Source organism: Vreelandella janggokensis (assembly GCF_031451615.1).
Lineage (GTDB): Bacteria > Pseudomonadota > Gammaproteobacteria > Pseudomonadales > Halomonadaceae > Vreelandella > Vreelandella janggokensis.
Genome location: NZ_JARWAJ010000002.1, coordinates 414,203 through 429,969 on the forward strand (window position 1 = coordinate 414,203; position 15,767 = coordinate 429,969).

16 protein-coding genes and 1 riboswitch are annotated in these 15,767 nt (G+C 58.1%); of the genes, 5 read left to right on the plus strand and 11 right to left on the minus strand.

What is annotated here, in order from left to right; all coding sequences use genetic code 11:
• Positions 1–147 precede the first annotated feature (147 nt).
• Positions 148–249: riboswitch (glycine riboswitch) on the minus strand.
• A gap of 202 nt (positions 250–451) precedes the next feature.
• Positions 452–745, plus strand: coding sequence for a hypothetical protein (locus tag QC816_RS08685; RefSeq protein WP_309781621.1), 294 nt, complete (start codon positions 452–454; stop codon positions 743–745).
• A gap of 15 nt (positions 746–760) precedes the next feature.
• Here QC816_RS08685 and QC816_RS08690 read toward each other — a convergent pair whose 3' ends face one another.
• On the minus strand, positions 761–1,330 hold the full coding sequence (locus tag QC816_RS08690) for a gamma-glutamylcyclotransferase (RefSeq protein ID WP_309781622.1): 570 nt from the start codon (positions 1,328–1,330) through the stop codon (positions 761–763).
• Between the two features lie 37 nt (positions 1,331–1,367).
• On the opposite strand from QC816_RS08690, the gene QC816_RS08695 reads away from it, so the two are divergent.
• The 3 genes from QC816_RS08695 (at position 1,368) to QC816_RS08705 (ending at position 4,856) form a co-directional block, all read left to right on the plus strand.
• Positions 1,368–2,285 carry a histone deacetylase family protein gene (locus tag QC816_RS08695; protein ID WP_309781623.1) on the plus strand — a complete coding sequence of 306 codons (918 nt, stop codon included), beginning with the start codon at positions 1,368–1,370 and terminating at the stop codon, positions 2,283–2,285.
• A 34-nt stretch (positions 2,286–2,319) separates the two neighbouring features.
• Positions 2,320–3,186 (plus strand): sirohydrochlorin chelatase, encoded by an 867-nt coding sequence (locus tag QC816_RS08700; RefSeq protein ID WP_309781624.1) that lies wholly within the window; start codon positions 2,320–2,322, stop codon positions 3,184–3,186.
• 80 nt (positions 3,187–3,266) lie between these two features.
• Positions 3,267–4,856 carry an ABC-F family ATPase gene (locus QC816_RS08705; protein ID WP_085919713.1) on the plus strand — a complete coding sequence of 530 codons (1,590 nt, stop codon included), beginning with the start codon at positions 3,267–3,269 and terminating at the stop codon, positions 4,854–4,856.
• Between the two features lie 11 nt (positions 4,857–4,867).
• On the opposite strand, the gene QC816_RS08710 is transcribed toward QC816_RS08705, so the two are convergent.
• From QC816_RS08710 to QC816_RS08720, 3 genes are all read right to left on the minus strand, one after another.
• Positions 4,868–5,461 carry a cell division protein ZipA C-terminal FtsZ-binding domain-containing protein gene (locus QC816_RS08710; protein WP_085919714.1) on the minus strand — a complete coding sequence of 198 codons (594 nt, stop codon included), beginning with the start codon at positions 5,459–5,461 and terminating at the stop codon, positions 4,868–4,870.
• 33 nt (positions 5,462–5,494) lie between these two features.
• The gene (locus tag QC816_RS08715; protein WP_085919715.1) at positions 5,495–5,956 is read right to left on the minus strand and encodes a TspO/MBR family protein; all 462 of its coding nucleotides are present in this window, start codon (positions 5,954–5,956) and stop codon (positions 5,495–5,497) included.
• Between the two features lie 123 nt (positions 5,957–6,079).
• On the minus strand, positions 6,080–7,198 hold the full coding sequence (locus tag QC816_RS08720) for an alkene reductase (RefSeq protein ID WP_199284124.1): 1,119 nt from the start codon (positions 7,196–7,198) through the stop codon (positions 6,080–6,082).
• A gap of 185 nt (positions 7,199–7,383) precedes the next feature.
• On the opposite strand from QC816_RS08720, the gene QC816_RS08725 reads away from it, so the two are divergent.
• Positions 7,384–8,139, plus strand: a complete 756-nt coding sequence (locus tag QC816_RS08725; protein ID WP_085919717.1) for a FadR/GntR family transcriptional regulator — start codon at positions 7,384–7,386, stop codon at positions 8,137–8,139.
• Here QC816_RS08725 and QC816_RS08730 read toward each other — a convergent pair.
• From QC816_RS08730 to QC816_RS08760, 7 genes are all read right to left on the minus strand, one after another.
• Positions 8,136–9,404, minus strand: coding sequence for a M20 family metallo-hydrolase (locus QC816_RS08730; protein WP_085919718.1), 1,269 nt, complete (start codon positions 9,402–9,404; stop codon positions 8,136–8,138). The genes QC816_RS08725 and QC816_RS08730 overlap by 4 nt on opposite strands.
• 21 nt (positions 9,405–9,425) lie before the next feature.
• Positions 9,426–10,127, minus strand: coding sequence for a DUF1028 domain-containing protein (locus QC816_RS08735; RefSeq protein WP_199284122.1), 702 nt, complete (start codon positions 10,125–10,127; stop codon positions 9,426–9,428).
• A gap of 11 nt (positions 10,128–10,138) precedes the next feature.
• The gene (locus QC816_RS08740; RefSeq protein ID WP_085919720.1) at positions 10,139–11,533 is read right to left on the minus strand and encodes a YfcC family protein; all 1,395 of its coding nucleotides are present in this window, start codon (positions 11,531–11,533) and stop codon (positions 10,139–10,141) included.
• A 174-nt stretch (positions 11,534–11,707) separates the two neighbouring features.
• A complete protein-coding gene (locus QC816_RS08745) occupies positions 11,708–12,079 on the minus strand; it encodes a hypothetical protein (RefSeq protein WP_085919721.1) in 372 nt (123 codons plus the stop codon).
• 117 nt (positions 12,080–12,196) lie between these two features.
• Positions 12,197–13,390: a M24 family metallopeptidase gene (locus tag QC816_RS08750; protein WP_309781628.1), complete on the minus strand. Its 1,194-nt coding sequence runs from the start codon at positions 13,388–13,390 to the stop codon at positions 12,197–12,199.
• Between the two features lie 57 nt (positions 13,391–13,447).
• Positions 13,448–14,128: a transglycosylase SLT domain-containing protein gene (locus tag QC816_RS08755; RefSeq protein ID WP_268901687.1), complete on the minus strand. Its 681-nt coding sequence runs from the start codon at positions 14,126–14,128 to the stop codon at positions 13,448–13,450.
• Between the two features lie 93 nt (positions 14,129–14,221).
• Positions 14,222–15,640 (minus strand): aminotransferase-like domain-containing protein, encoded by a 1,419-nt coding sequence (locus QC816_RS08760; protein ID WP_309781631.1) that lies wholly within the window; start codon positions 15,638–15,640, stop codon positions 14,222–14,224.
• Between the last annotated feature and the right edge of the window lie 127 nt (positions 15,641–15,767).

A 15,767-nucleotide genomic window follows, 5' to 3' on the forward strand; every position in this document is an offset into this window, starting at 1 on the left:
GAGCGTCGGGAATCCCACCTAACGGCGTAATGGCTGCTGGGCGTACCCCTTCCGTCATGGAACCTGAGAGATTCGCGTGCCCTGTGGGGCGCGCTTGCTCCTTCGGTGGGCTGAGTGACGCAGTCATCAGCCGCTCTTCGGAAAGTGTGAGCAATAGCGGTCCGGTTGCCTGAGAGTTTCCGGGGTTGTTGCTCCTTCGGCGCTGGCGTCATCCTTGTGAGATGCGCCAAGCTCTCCCGCTACTACCAAGTCTTTTATAAAGCATTATGTTTTAACGTTACCAGTCTGGTAATTAAAGTCGACCATGGTCGTGAACGATGATTCCACGGGCTGAGCCCGCTATCGTCCATCATGCCTCCGCGGTCGAAAGAGGCAAAAAACCTGGCTTTGCTCAGCCAGCGTATTTGGCCGACAATGCCATACGTATTCTTTTCAGCGGTGGAAATGACCCATGCAGGTAAATGGATTTTTTGACGGGATAGGCGAGACCATCGGTGAGGTCATTCGCGTCGTGGTGGCGTTTTTGATGGGCATTTTTACCAACCTGTTTGGCGCGTTCGACGACTTCTTCGACGGCTTGACCCGCTCACTGGGAATCAATGATTCGTTTCTGAGCATTGTGGTTCTGGTCATTGGCTTGCTGATCCTGTGGGGAGGGCTGCGGGCCTTTTTCCGCGGTTCCGTGCTCGGCGGGATTATCCGCACCGTGCTGGGCCTGTTCATTCTCTCGTGGCTGATGATGTAAGCAGGCGACAGCGCCTCAGACCAGCTGCTTTTCCAGTTCGAAAATATGGGTGTCCTCCGCGCCCAGGTCGCGCAGTGCCTGGGCCAGGTTGACCAGATACTCGCGGTTCGAGCCGCTTGGCCCGTGGGCGTTGGCGATCTGCCGGGCAATCACGTCCAGCGGTGCGTCACCGAGAAAGGCGGGGTTGTCCTCGCTTGCCAGATAGATGAGCCCCTCGCTCTGACCGTTGGCGCGGCCCGTTTCGTCAATGAAGGTCAGCGGTACTTTTTCGCGCAGGTAGCCATTTTTCTCGCGTACATCCAGTGGGGCCAGCACATCCGGGGTAATACGGTACGCCATGCCGTGACAAACTGCGCCCGGCGCCGGGATCAACGTAGCAACGCGCCCGGGGGCTTCTAGCGTGCCGCGGTGATCGTGGGAGGCTTGCCAAAAGCGCCTTGCCCAGCCGGTAATGTAGGCCGGCTGGCGATCCAGGTAGGTAAAATCGGCTTTCCAGATCAACGAGCCATAGCCAAACAGCCACAGGTCGTCGTGGTCGCTGAAAAAGTTTCTTTGCTGGTTTACGGCAGTGGTATCAAGCAACATAAGGCCTTTAGGTCAATTACCCGAGTGGCAGCACGCAATGGCGTTAATGATCGTCCATCATCCTGGTTATACGATTGATTTACCAGCCAGCCACCCCTTTCCGATGGAGAAGTTTCGCGTCCTTCGCCAACAGCTTGGAGAGCAGGCGCTGGCGACGCCAGTTGAGTGGCTAACCCCCCGGCCTGCCAGTGTCGGTGCGTTGGCGCGCGTGCATACTCAGGCGTACCTGGACGCTTTTTTGAGCGGTACGCTTGATCGTGCCGCACAGCGCCGTAGTGGCTTTGTGTGGTCTGACGCGCTGGTCGAACGGGTAAGGCTGGAAACCGGTGGCACGCTGCTGTCGCTGGAAGTCGCTTTGGCAACAGGACTTGCCTGCAACTCAGCCGGTGGCACCCATCATGCCCATGCTGATGCAGCGAGCGGTTATTGCTTGATTAATGACCTTGCTGTTGCGGCGGCTCATGCCCTGACAAAAGGCTGGGTCGAGCGGGTGTTGATCGTCGATTGCGATGTTCACCAGGGCGATGGCACGGCACGCCTCTTCGCAGGTGTACCTGGCGTCTTTACGTTTTCAATGCATGCCGGTCGCAACTTTCCCGCCCGCAAGGCGAAAAGCGATCTAGATGTCGCCCTTGCCAATGGGATGGAAGACAATGCTTATCTGGCGGTGCTGGCATCGCGATTGCCAGGCCTGTTGGCGGCTTATCAGCCGGATGTGGTGCTTTATGACGCCGGCGTGGATGTTCATCGTGATGACCGCCTGGGCTATCTGGCGCTGAGTGACGAAGGGCTTTATCAACGAGATGCCTATGTACTGACGTGCTGTCGAGAAGCTGACATCCCCGTCGCGGCGGTGATTGGCGGCGGCTATGATCGTGATATCGTCACGTTGGCAAAGCGCCACGCCCAGCTTCATCGAGCAGCGGCAGATGTGCTTGAACGTATCGGTGAATAGCAATGAAGAAATAGGGATGAAAAAGGAGACAGGCATGCGCGCGATTTTTCTGGTGGATAACGGCTCCCTGCGGCCCCAGGCAACCCATAACTTGCGGCGTGTGGCGGCGTCCCTTAGCGAGCTCATGGGCGAAACCGTGCAGGCGGCTTCGCTGCTGCACTCCAACAAGATCCCAGTGGAAAAGGTTGATGGCATTCCTGCGATAACGCTGGGTCCTGCTGCCGAGCGGGCGGCTGAACAAGGCGCTGACGACATTATCGTGCTGCCGTTCTTTTTCGGCCCCAGTAAGGCACTGACCGGCTACCTGCCGGAGCGAATGGCCACCCTGCAGGAACGCTTTCCCCACGTTAACGTGCGCGTGGCTCAGCCGCTGGTCGATGAACTGGGCGATAATGACCTGCGCCTTGCCGAGCTGCTGGCCGACAATGTTCGTGAGCAATACGCAACAGGCCAAACGCCGAGGGTCGCGCTGGTGGATCATGGCAGCCCGATCCCCGACGTTACCGCTGTGCGCAATCGCCTGGCAGGCCAGCTGAGTGTGCTGCTGGGCGATGACGCTGCCAGCGTCGTCGCCGCCTCCATGGAGCGCCGCGAGGGCGATGAGTACCGCTTCAACGAGCCACTGCTGGAAAATCTGCTGGATAGGTCCGAATTTCACGCCGGACCGGTGATCTTGGCGATGCTGTTTCTGTCACCCGGTCGCCACGCAGGGGAAGGCGGCGATATTGCCGAGATTTGCGCGGCCGCTGAACAGCGCCACCCAGGGCTGAGTGTCGTCCCCACCAAGCTGGTAGGTGAGCATCCAGGCATTGTCGATATCCTGCACACACGCCTGCACCAAGCGCTTGATGGCCAACGTTTTCTGCTGGCGTTGCCAGCTCCCAACAACGCGGCTCACTAGGCGATGGGTGTAACAGGGCTCAAGAGCGCGTAGAATCGCGGGCCTTTCGATGCGCACTCTACATACTCAGGGCCCAGATCTTGATCGCAACCGCTAATATCACCATGCAGTTCGGGGCCAAGCCCCTGTTTGAAAACGTCTCCGTCAAGTTCAACAACGGCAATCGCTACGGCCTGATTGGCGCCAATGGCTGCGGCAAATCCACCTTCATGAAGATTCTGGGTGGCGAGCTTGAGCCGACATCCGGCCAGGTGATGCTGGATAGCAGCACGCGGCTGGGTAAGCTGCGCCAGGACCAGTTTGCGTTTGAAAACGAGCGTGTCATCGATACCGTGATCATGGGCAACGACGAGCTTTGGTCGGTCACCGCCGAGCGCGAGCGGATCTATTCCCTGGCGGAAATGAGCGAAGAGGACGGCATGGCGGTGGCGGATCTGGAAGTGCGCTTTGCCGAACTGGATGGCTACACTGCCGAAGCCCGTGCAGGCGAGCTGCTCCTTGGACTGGGCATTCCCATCGAACAGCACACCGGCCCGATGAGTGAGGTGTCACCCGGTTGGAAACTGCGCGTGCTGCTGGCTCAGGCACTGTTTTCGGACCCGGATGTCCTGCTCCTCGACGAGCCCACCAACCATCTGGATATCAATACCATCCGTTGGCTGGAGGACATGCTCAAGGCGCGCAACAGCACCATGGTGATCATTTCCCACGACCGCCACTTCCTGAATAGCGTGTGCACCCATATGGCGGACCTGGATTACGGCGAGATTACCCTGTTCCCCGGTAACTACGACGACTACATGACCGCCGCTACCGCCGCACGCGAGCGTCAGCACTCGGACAACGCCAAGAAAAAGGCCCAGATTGCCGAGCTGCAACAGTTTGTCAGCCGCTTCTCGGCCAACGCCTCGAAAGCCAAGCAGGCCACCTCGCGGGCGCGCCAGATCGATAAAATCAAGCTGGAAGATATCAAGCCGTCGAGCCGGGTGAGCCCGTTTATCCGCTTTGACCAGAATAAGAAGATCCACCGTAACGCGGTGAATGTGGACAACATCAGCAAAGGCTATAACGGTGAGAAGGCGCTGTTTGAGCGGTTGTCGATGACCGTCGAAGCCGGTGAGCGGATCGCGATTATCGGGCCCAACGGCATTGGAAAAACGACCCTGCTGAAAACCCTGGGCGGCGAGCTGCACCCTGATGCTGGCGAAGTGAAGTGGACAGAAGCCGCCGAGCTTGGCGTATTCGCTCAGGACCATACCGACGATTTTGCTGTTGATGCCACCTTGTTTGAATGGATGGGTCAGTGGACACAGGGCGGTGAGCAGGTGGTGCGCGGTGCGCTGGGGCGGATGCTGTTTTCCAGTGATGACATCGATAAATCGGTCAAGGTGATTTCCGGCGGCGAGCAAGGGCGAATGCTGTTCGGTAAGTTAATCCTCACTCAGCCCAATGTGCTGCTGATGGACGAGCCCACCAACCACCTGGACATGGAGTCCATCGAGGCGCTGAACCTGGCGCTGGAAAACTACCCGGGGACCCTGCTTTTTGTCAGCCACGACCGCGAGTTCGTGTCGTCGCTGGCCACGCGTATTATCGATATGCAGCCGGACGGCATCGTCGACTTCAGCGGCAGCTACGACGACTATCTGCGCAGCCAGGGCGTGGCCTGATTCGCCAGGCGCTAGCCAATAATGCGCTCGAAGGTGGTGTCGGTGGCGGGTTCACGGTCGCCATCGAGCATATCGCCGGTAAACAGCGTCTGCATTTCTTTGGCAAGCGCTACATAGACGTGCATCTGCTGATTGCGACGCTTGCGCAGCGGTGGCTTCACCAACAGGCTGATGCCCTTGATCGGCTCGTGCGTTTCATTGCGTAGCAGGTCGGGCATTTCCCCGGGCGGAAACGCATTGGCGATGGTGATCGGGTTCGAGGGTTGCTCGCCGGCAATATGGAAGACCTTCTTGATCGGGTCGAAGGTGGCATCTTTATCCCTCAGCCAATCGGCAAGGCGCTGGTCGGTATTTTCATCCGGGTGCGAAAAAATCACGAACAGGGAATGCTGAGCCACTTTGCCGGACTGCTTTGCGGGTGCCGACGAGGATGCTTCCTCAGGCGGTGTCGACGAGGAGGGTGCATGCGTGGCGCGCTCCATGGTGGCGGTGTCCATCGGCGGTTGACGACGCTGCCGCATCACATAAATGAACAGCGCCAGGGCCGTTAACGCTAATACGATAGAGCCGATTGCCAATAAGGTGACTAACGGTGTTGTCTCCATAGTTTTTATCCTTTTTTGCGCGCCAATCGCGGGTTAATTGCGTCGCCAGATAGTCGCATTGAGGGCAAGTGCCAAGGCTACCCAAAGGGCGTAGGGCACCATTAACCACGCTGCTAATGCGCTTACCTTAGCAAAAACAATGATGGCGAGCATGATCAGCATCAGTAGTAGTGCGATATCGCCAAGTGCGGCGGCTATTTGCTTCCGGCCAAAAAACAGCCACGACCAGGCGGCATTTGCCACCAGTTGGAGGGCATAAATGGTCAAGCCAGCGGTGCGCCAGGCCGAGTCGTCAGCCATATAGATGCGCCACGCGGCAATCGCCATCAAAAGGTAAAGAATGCCCCAGGCAATGGGAAACGCGATATCCGGCGGTGTCCAGTCGGGTTTGTTGAGCTCGCGGTACCAGCTATCGGGCCTGAACCGTGCCCCGGTGCTGGCGGCAATGCCCACCAGAGCCAGCGATATCAGTAAAACGAATAGCGAATGGAGCATTCATCACCTGTGTTTCAAACGTAAGAATCAACAGCCTAGCAGCGTTTTGCCACCATCAGACCCAAAAAAAGCACCACCGAAGTGATGCTTTTCATTATTAAGCGACTTTTTGAAGGTCGCCACTTACTCCATGCGGTCGTAACCATTATTCATGAACGGGTAGTCGGTATAGCCTTTTTCGTCGCCGCCGTAGAAGGTTTCATGATTGGGCTCGGTGAGCGGGGCGTTCATACGGAAGCGCTCGGGCAGATCCGGATTGGCAATGTAAGGACGGCCAAAGGCCACGGCATCGGCAGTGTTGTCGCCGATACGTGCTTCTGCATGCGCGGCATCGTAGTTGCCGCAGTAAATCAGGCTACCGCTGAAGCGCTCACGCATCTGCTCGCGGAAGCCAGCAGGGAACTGAATGTCGCCGCCGGCCCAGTTGGGCTCGTTCAGGTGCAGGTAAGCCAGGCCGCGCTTGGAAAGCTGATCGGCCATGTAGAACGCCATGGCTTCGGGCTCATCGTCCGTCAGACCGAATAGCTCGATAAACGGCGTCATGCGAATGCCCACCCGGTCGGCACCGTAAACGTCGATCACGGCGTCGACCACTTCCAGCGGAAAGCGCGCCCGATTTTCCAGCGAGCCGCCGTACTGGTCAGTGCGCTGGTTAGTGCCGGTGGCGAGGAACTGGTTGAGCAGGTAGGCGTTGGCCGCGTGGACTTCGACCATGTCAAAGCCAGCCCGCTTGGCGCGCTCGGCCGCCTGGCGATAGTCGTCCACGATGCCGGGGATCTCGTCGGTTTCCAGCGCGCGGGGCGTGCTGGTGGGGTGCTGACCGGCAGTACCGTCTTCAAATTCAACGAAACACTGGGCGCCTTCGCCTTTCAGCGCACTGGGCGCAACCGGCTGCTGACCATTGGGTTGAACCATTTCATGGGAAACCCGCCCAACGTGCCAAAGCTGTAGCGCCATCCGGCCACCTTTAGCATGTACCGCGTTGACCACGCTTTTCCAGCCGGCTTCCTGCTCGTCGGTCCAGATGCCGGGGGTATACACATAGCCGCGTGCCGTAGGCGAGATATTGGTCGCTTCGCTGATAATCAGCCCGGCCCCGGCGCGCTGGCCGTAATAAGCCTCCTGAATCTTGCCCGGCACGCTGTCTGGGGTGCGCGCACGTGTCAGTGGCGCCATGATCACCCGATTGGGGACCGACAGGCTGCCAAGCTGCGTTGCAGCGAGAAGCGATTCGTAAGCCATTAAACAAACTCCTTTTGAACTCTGTAATTGAGTAGTGGCGAACAGAATAGACCAGTTTACTAGCTAATGCCAACTCTATATTCCCTTCGCGTTTCAGACGTCCAACGCTGGCGAAACGTCTTGCTCTCATTGGGCGCTGGCTCTGTTACCCTAACCCTCTTCATAGACAGGCAGTGATCGATAGCATGGTAAAAAAAGCATCACCACGGCGTCCCTATCAAGTGGCCGAAACGATCAAATGCTGGATCGTGGATCGCCATCTGAAACCAGGGGATCGGCTTCCCAGCGAGGCAGAACTCATTGAAACACTTAACGTATCGAAAGGGACGGTGCGCGAAAGTACTCGGGTATTGGAAGCTCAGGGGTTGGTAGAGACGCGTACCGGCCCGGGTGGTGGTGCCTTCGTGAAGGCAATGAGCGATGAAAAAGCGGTGTCTCTATTAAGCAATTATCTGTTCTTCAAGGATATTTCTATTCAGGATATTTATCAGATCCGCCTGGCACTGGAGCCTGAGTTGGCCGCTTCGTTAGCCGGCAAAGTCAGCGAGGAAGATATGGCGCGCTTGCGCGAGAGCCTGCACAGCTATGCCACACCATGTGAAGACAGTGAAACCGAACGGCAGCAGCACCTCGACTCGCTGAATTTTCATTTGATGCTCGCCGAGCTGGCAGGCAGCAATCAGCTGCTCACTTTTATCATTCGCTTTACCATTCAAATACTGTCCGACCTGACGATTTATCATCGCCTTTACGAGCCCGTTACCCACGACCTTGGTCAGACGGGCTGTCGGTATCACGCCGAAATATTGGATGCGATTGAGCTGGGAGACGCCGACAGCGCCTTTCGCATAATGCGCGAGCACATGCTGGACGCCCAGCGGGTCATGAACCATCAGGAAGCCCAGGTCAGGCGCGCTTTCCTGCCGGAACTATTGGCCTAGCGGCATTGAGAGGTATCCAGTTGCTGCAGAAATGCCATCATGACGCGCACCGCCGCCTCTCCATCATCGGCTGAAATACTTTCCTCGGGATGGTGGCTCAAGCCATCTTTACAGCGCACAAAGAGCATGCCGATATCAGTGACATCCTGCATGGCCAGGCCATCATGCCCTGCGCCGCTGAACATCCGCTCGGTGGGCTGCTCCACGCTCGCGCAGGCTTGCTCCAGGCCACGCATGATCCATTCGGCGCAGTGGGCGCCATCGGCGCTATAGGTGTTGTCCATTGAAAGAGTCAGTCCCCGGCGTTCAGCCACTTCGTGCAGGGTGGCCTTAATCGTCTCATGGCCCTGTTGCCTGGTTTCCGACTGCGGGGAACGAAGCTCGACCGTAAAGGTGACCGAAGCGGGGATCACATTCACTGCGTTGGGGTGAACATCCAGTTGCCCGATGACGCCGACCAGGTCCTGCGTTGTTTGGAGAACTCTGTCCACGGCCAGCACCATTTCGGATGCCCCAACCAGGGCGTCGTGACGACCCGGCATGGGGGTCGTGCCCGCATGTCCCGCCTTGCCGCTTACCGTCACTCGGTGCCTCTCGATGCCCGTGAGCGAGGTGACAACGCCGACGGCATGATCGCGTTGCTCCAGTCGAGGGCCTTGTTCGATATGCACTTCCACAAAGCCCAGTGTATTGGCAGGGTCACGGGCCAGGGCAGGAATGCCATCGGGGTCTACGCCGAAGCTGCGCAGCGCTTCCTTTAAAGAAATCCCCTGTTTGTCGCGTGCCTCGAGTTGCTGCGGGTCAATGGTGCCGGCGAGCGCACGGCTGCCGACGAGCGTGGTGGGAAAACGCACGCCTTCCTCATCGCCAAAGGCCACTACTTCCACCCCATAAGGCAGCGTGACGCCTGCATGGCGAAGTGCTTCTAGCGCGACAAGAGGCACCGCGATGCCCAGCATGCCATCATACTTGCCCCCTTCAACGACTGAGTCCTGATGAGATCCCATGATCAAGGTCGGCTCGCCGGACAGGGCTTTAGAGCAGCGGCCGACCAGATTTCCCGCTGCATCCCGTTCGGGGGTGAGTCCTGCGCGGGTCATCCACTGCTCGATGAGCGGTAGCACCTGGCGATGTTCGGGCGAGCAAAACAGGCGCGTGACGCCGGCACCGGGTTGAGAATGCTGGGCGGCTTCATCCAGACCGCTCAATAGATACTGCCCTATCTTTCCTTCCGCGAAGGCAGCGTGTGAGTGTTGTTGAGACATAGAAACTCCATCGAAACGCCATTAGCGCAGCGGCAGCTGTTGCCAAAACGCTTGAAAGTCGTCCGCTCTGAAACGCGCTTCAAGTGCTCTTAGTGACGCAATGACGTCGTCGGACCAGTCGACCCTGAGGTCTATGGGCGCGTGAAAAAAGGACTCGATACGTAGCGCGGCCGAGCGTGTACCACGCGCGTCGCCGCCCTCATCGAGTGCGGCCTCCAGTGCGGTGAGTAAATGGCCGAGCAGTTGTTGCGCGTGATCGGCGGGAAACTGAGGGGCCGCTCCGTTTTGAAGGACAGCCTGGCTGTTGAGTGTGCTCACTTTGATGAAACGCTGAGCCAATACCTCTACAACCTCAGCGCTATGCAGCATATTCCCTATGGCGGCAATGCCGGGGTAGAGGCTAGCCGCTATGCCGGGAAGGTTAGCAGCGCCGGTATGCACATCGGCTCGCCCATCGCTGCCCATCACTAAACACTGGCGCAGCTCAGGATGGGCGTCGCGACGGGTGGCGGCATGCAAGGCCTGGGACGCCGAAGCGCCGTTACGGAGTGCCTCGTGAATCGTTGCGGGGTACCAGGGATTGGTATAACGCCCCTGGGTGACGCACGCCCCAAGGCCGCGCCAGCAATGATGCACATAGCCGCCCACCGCTACACCACCCGTTGCAGTGAGCGTCGCCACGGTGCCTGTGTCAGGTTGAACGTGAACCAGTGACAGCGTCATAAGATTACTTATCAATAGCCGGCATAGTGGCCAATGATCAAGCCTACCCAGGATAGTAAATAGACAACGACCATAAAGGGCAGAATGGCTTTTAACCACTGCGCATAGGAAACGCGGCCAAGAGCCAGCATTGCCAGGGTACCGCCTGAGGTAGGCACAATCAGGTTGGTCAAGCCGTCGCCAACCTGGAAGGCAGTGATCATTAACTGACGGCTCATGCCCACCAGGTCGGCCACAGGAATCAGAATCGGCATGGTGACCAACGCTTGACCTGAACCCGAGGGTACGAAGAGATTGATAACGCCTTGGACCACACTGGCACCTATCGCTGAAAACAGTGGGGGAATGTTGTCGATCAAGGTGCTCAGCGAGTTGACGATGGTATCGATAATCACCGCCTGCTCCAGAATGACCTGAATAGAAGCCGCGACCCCGATCACCAGCGCGCCAGCGGTGACACCCGCTGCCCCTTCCATCATCTGTTTGACAATGCCATTGGCCGAAAGGCCGTTGAGCGCCCCGATAATGATCGCCAGTAACAGGAAAGTGGCGGCGATCTCGTTGATATACCAGCCGCGGGTAAAGACGCCGATCAACATGCCAATCAGGCCGGCCACAAAGACGGCAATGGTCAAGATGTTGCGCTTGGTCAGGTGGTACTCGCTTAGGGGCTTGCTTAATGCTTCGGCGTTGTCCGGCTCTTCAAAGTCCATCTTGACGACGCGCTTGCAGATATACAGCGACAGTAGAGCGAGTGATGAAACCACCATCAAGGTGCGCAGCCAGGCGCCCGAAAACGTGGGTAACTCGGCAATACCCTGCGCCACGCCAACGGTGTAGGGATTGATCGGCGACAGCGCGAAACCGATACCGATGCCGCCCACCGCCATTGTGGTACCTACCAGGCTCGAGCACCCAATCGCGCTGGCAATGAGCACAGCAATGGGGACGAGGGCGATATTATTCTCAAACCCCACCGCAACACCAAAAAAACCGTAAATGAAGGTGCCAACGGTAATGATCATGTTACGGCGTTCGATCCCGACGCGGTGAACCGCGACGCCAATGGCGTTTTCGAGTGCACCGGTTTTCTGCAGGATGTGAAACAGACCGCCGGCGATAAAGACAATAAATAGGTATTGCGAGGCGGAAATAAGGCCTTCTGGTATCGCCACAAAAATATTGAAGGGCGACATGGCGGCCACGTCGTTTAAGTACTTGAACGAGTCTGCGATGACGACGGTACGTCCGTCCTGGGTCGTTCGCTCAAACTCACCGGGCGGGATGATGAAGGTCAGCAGATAGGTCGCGACCAGTATCATGAAGATCAGCACCATCGGGTCCGGAACCGTTTGGTACCACTTTTTTTGCGGACGGGCTGCCGCCGCCGTGTTGTGTTCTGTCATGAGAGACCCCTTGCGTATTGTGTGTCGCAGCGTGGTGCTCGTAGGTGGCACCTTATATTCAATTTATCATGATAAATTCAGCGGTCAAGAAAACGACAATACGCAAGCACAACGGCTACCTGTCCACTGATGGTCAGGAGGCAGTGCCTATAGATGAATGATGATGTGTAATGTTTATCCCCGCTGCCAGGGCCAGCGGCGTTTGGCGGGCGTATCAATCTGCTGTAGCGCGCTGGAGAGTGGCAGCATGATAGCGGTTAGCTGGCGGTGGCAGACGGCGCTGCTGAGAACCCCGGGGCACTGTCTTAACAGCAGCTCGCACTGCTGCGAGGCGATATATAGTTGTTCGGTAACGGCGGGGGCAAACAACGGTTTTGCCTGTTGGCAGCAGTGGGTGAGCTCGCGGGATAGCATCGAGAGCATGCCGGTATCCAGCCAGCAGGGGAGCGGGTCGTCCAGGCGTCCGGCAATGGAGTGCTGGACGGCTTCAAACGAGGTGCGCAGGAACATGATGGTGTGGCGAAGCTGCCGCTGCTCGCTGTTCATGGTAATAACCTAACACTGTCGCCAATGGTTAAATGCGAAAAATAGTAGTTCTCATTTAAGGATGACGATAGCGCTAGTCAATCAGCCTGTCAATGCAGCGGCTATAAGGGGCCGCTTTCAGGCTGAATTCGCCGCCTGGTAAAGCTGCCAGTCGTTAGTGGTCAGTGGCTTGGCGCCCTGCTCGGTGACGACCACCGTATCGCTCAGCCCGACGCCCCATTGCCCCGGCACTCGCAGGCAAAGCGGCAGGTGAAAGACCATGTTGGCCTCAAACTGACGCCTTTGCCCCTGGGCGATATAGCCCGTGCCTTCCACCCAGCTTGGCGGAAACTGCGCGCCCACGGCATAACCAAACACGCCGGAGAAAAACAGCTGGTCGCGCTGGGGTGCCAGCAGCGCATCGGCAGCCTGGGCGGCATCGTCAAAGGTGTTGCCAGGGCGCATAGCGGCGCACAAGGCCTCAAACATCGAACGGCACAGGTCACGGGTGGCGGAAAGCGCGAAACTGGGTGTGCCGGTGACCGCCGTGCGCATCATGGGGGCGGTATAGCGCTGATAGGCGGCGCCGAACTCCAGAAAGACGGGTTCATCGGGCTGAATAATGCGCCGTTTGTGATTGACGTGAATCACGCCGATACGGTGTCCACTGGTCACTATCGGCTGCAGGCTCATAAACTCGCTGCCATTTTCCAACAGCGCTTTGGCGCCTACGGCAGCAATGTCGTTGTCGGTCATGCCGGGGCGAATAACCTGCATGGCGGCCTCCAAGCCGGCGGCGGTGATGCGGGCACTTTCCCGCAGCATGTCGAGCTCGGCGGGGCTTTTCACAATCCGGATCGCATCCAGCAGGTCGCCCGCTTCGCAGAAACGTTCCTTGCCCACCGCCTCGGCGAGGGCGTGCATGACGCCCACGCGCAGCCCGCTGCTCCAGCCATCGATGCCGATGCGCTGGCAGTTGGCAAGCAGGTCGGCCAGTGGCGTGAGAATTTCATCCGCATTTTCCCAGCGATAGCCAATGATCTCGTCCACCCGTGCGGTGACAACCGCTGCGCCGGTTTCAATCGAGGCGACTTGAAGCACCAGGCGCTCTGGCGTGCACACCAGACACGCATGCACCGAGACTTCAAAGGTGTGGTAGCCGGTCAGGTAATTGATATCGGCGGGGTCGGTAAGTAGTAACGCATCGACCCCGCGGCTCGCCATCGCATGGCGCACCTTGTCCAGACGCGCCTGATATTCGACGTGTGCAAAGGGCAGTTCACTCTGGGCGAGTGTCTCGGCAAGGGCTTCGCGGTAGTGATGATAATCCATGGCGACCTCCGGTATCAGGTAGGGTCAGTATAGGAGCCAACCACCGGAATGCACCCGCTAATCTGTGCGGCAGAACGGCCACACCTGATAAAACTTGCGGCACTGGAATTCCGCCTCGCAGCTGTTGAGTTGCGACTGGTAGCGGCTGGCCCGCGTGGCCACCTGCCTTGCCGCTCTCTGTACGGCGGGTTTGCCCCGGTAGCTGCCGCGTTGGTAGCCGCCCGCGCCTTCGTGATAGGCCAGATAAAGATGTTCGGGATTGGTCAGTGAAATACCGGTTTGTTCCCGGGTGCGCTGGTTGTACCAGCCGATAAAGTCGGTGGCGTGCTTCATGTGTGTGCGGCGAGCAAACAGGCTACCGGCCTGATCCTCGTATTCGCCCCAAACCGGATCTTGTGCCTGGGCGTAACCCTTGGCGGAGGAGGGTCGCGGGCCCGGGATAAAGCCCAGGTAGTATTTGCGGTCCGGACGGACATGGCTGCGAAATGACGACTCCTGCTGGATAAACGACATCTGCGTGGCAATGGGCGTCCCCCACCGCTCCTGAGATTCCTGAGCGTAGTCGTACCAGGTTGGCTGCTCGCGGAAAATTTCGCAGATATTGCTTTGATCCTGAGGCGGGTTGGGCGCGAAGGTGGCGCAGCCCGAGAGCAACAGCACCAAGGCGAGTGCTACCCAGAGGCGGAGCGTTGGTAGCGCCGATGTATTTATGCGAAAACCATCAACAGGGCGAAGCATGAAAGCGTCCTTGTGAATAAATTATTGTCGATAACGGGTTGTGGATAAGTTTTGGAAAGTCTGTGGGTAAATCACCAGGCGCGTTTTTCAGCCTTAGCGCAACAACGTTTCTAAACTGCGACGCAATCGTTGGGCTTCACGCACTAATGTCTCTCCCGAGAGCATCCCCACACCCATCACCAGGCCAACCCTTGGGTCGTGCTTGGCGCATACCGGGCTCAGGGGGCGCACTACCAAATGGTCTTTTAATAATGCTTGGGCGATCTGTACATCATTGATGCCCGGCTCAAACTCGACGCACAGACTGATAGCGCTGCTTGGCATTGAAACACTGCGCACCTGTGGCAGGGTGCGCAGCTGATCATGCAGCACCTGCTGGCGGCCTAGGTAGTCGCGTTGAATACGGTGGCACCAGGTATCCAGGTCGCCGTCAAACATGAACTGCGCCAGCACGGCTTGATCCAGCATACGGCCTTCGCGAAAAAGTTCACTGCGCAGGCGGTTCATCGGCCCGGCCAGATGCCGGGGTACCACCAGGTAGCCCAGGCGCAGCCCAGGAAACATCATCTTGGAAAACGAACCGACCAGCAAGTGGTGCTCGGAACGCGGGTCGAAGAGCAGGTTGGCGTGATCGTTGCGGTTAAACTCGTAGTCGTCTTCAATCACGTAGGTTGGCGATAAGGCATCGCAGAGGTGGCGTTTATGCTCAGCGTTAGTGGGTACGCTGAGCGGGTAATGATGAGAACCGGTCAGATAGACCAGGGTGCTAGCATTTAGCGTGCTGGGCAGCCGATGGCCCTCGCCAGGCCGCCACGGCAGCATTTCAATCGTAAGCCCCGCGGCGCTGAACACATTGCGCGCTCCCCAGTAACAGGGGGATTCAATGGCAACGGTATCCCCTACGTCTGCAAGCGCCATGGCGCATAGCTCAATGCCATTATGGGTACCGTCAGTGATAATGATTTGTTCGGTATCGCAGTGAACGTTGCGCCAGCGTGCCAGAAAGTCTCGAATCGCTCGCTTTAGCGGGCCATAGCCGCCAGTGGAGTAAGACAGCAGGAGAGCGTTCTGCGGCACCGTCACACTCGCATAAAGTTGACGCCACTTGCGCATCGGGAACTGGGCGATATCGGGGATGCCAGGGACGAAGGACCCGTTTTGAATCATGCTGGCCCCGGCGTCATTCAACACGCGCTGGGCACGCTCGGAAAGGTGGAGGCGGGTTGGCACTTGGGTCGCCGTTGCCACGGGCTTGTTGGTCCAGGTTCCCTGACCATGGGCCGTTTTCAGCAATTGTTCATCGAGTAGTGTCTTGATGGCCTGGGCCAGGGTTTGGCGGGCCACACCCACGGTGCTTGCCAGGGCACGGTGAGAGGGTAGACGAAGCCCGGTGGGCCATTGTTGGGTGATCGCCTGACGCAGCGCCAATTCAATGCGTACCTGCTTGCTTAGCTGCTGGGGCTGGTGGGCATACAGATGTGCAAAGTGGTGCAAAGCCTCCTTGTGGTCCATGTCGAAGGTCTCCTGTTGTGCGTTACGGCGGCTATTACCGAGCCTTGCGACGAACGTCGCCGATATAGTTTGCACCTATTCTGTGCATCAGAGTAGTGGTCTAGTCGAAAGCCGAAGTGGTCCATTC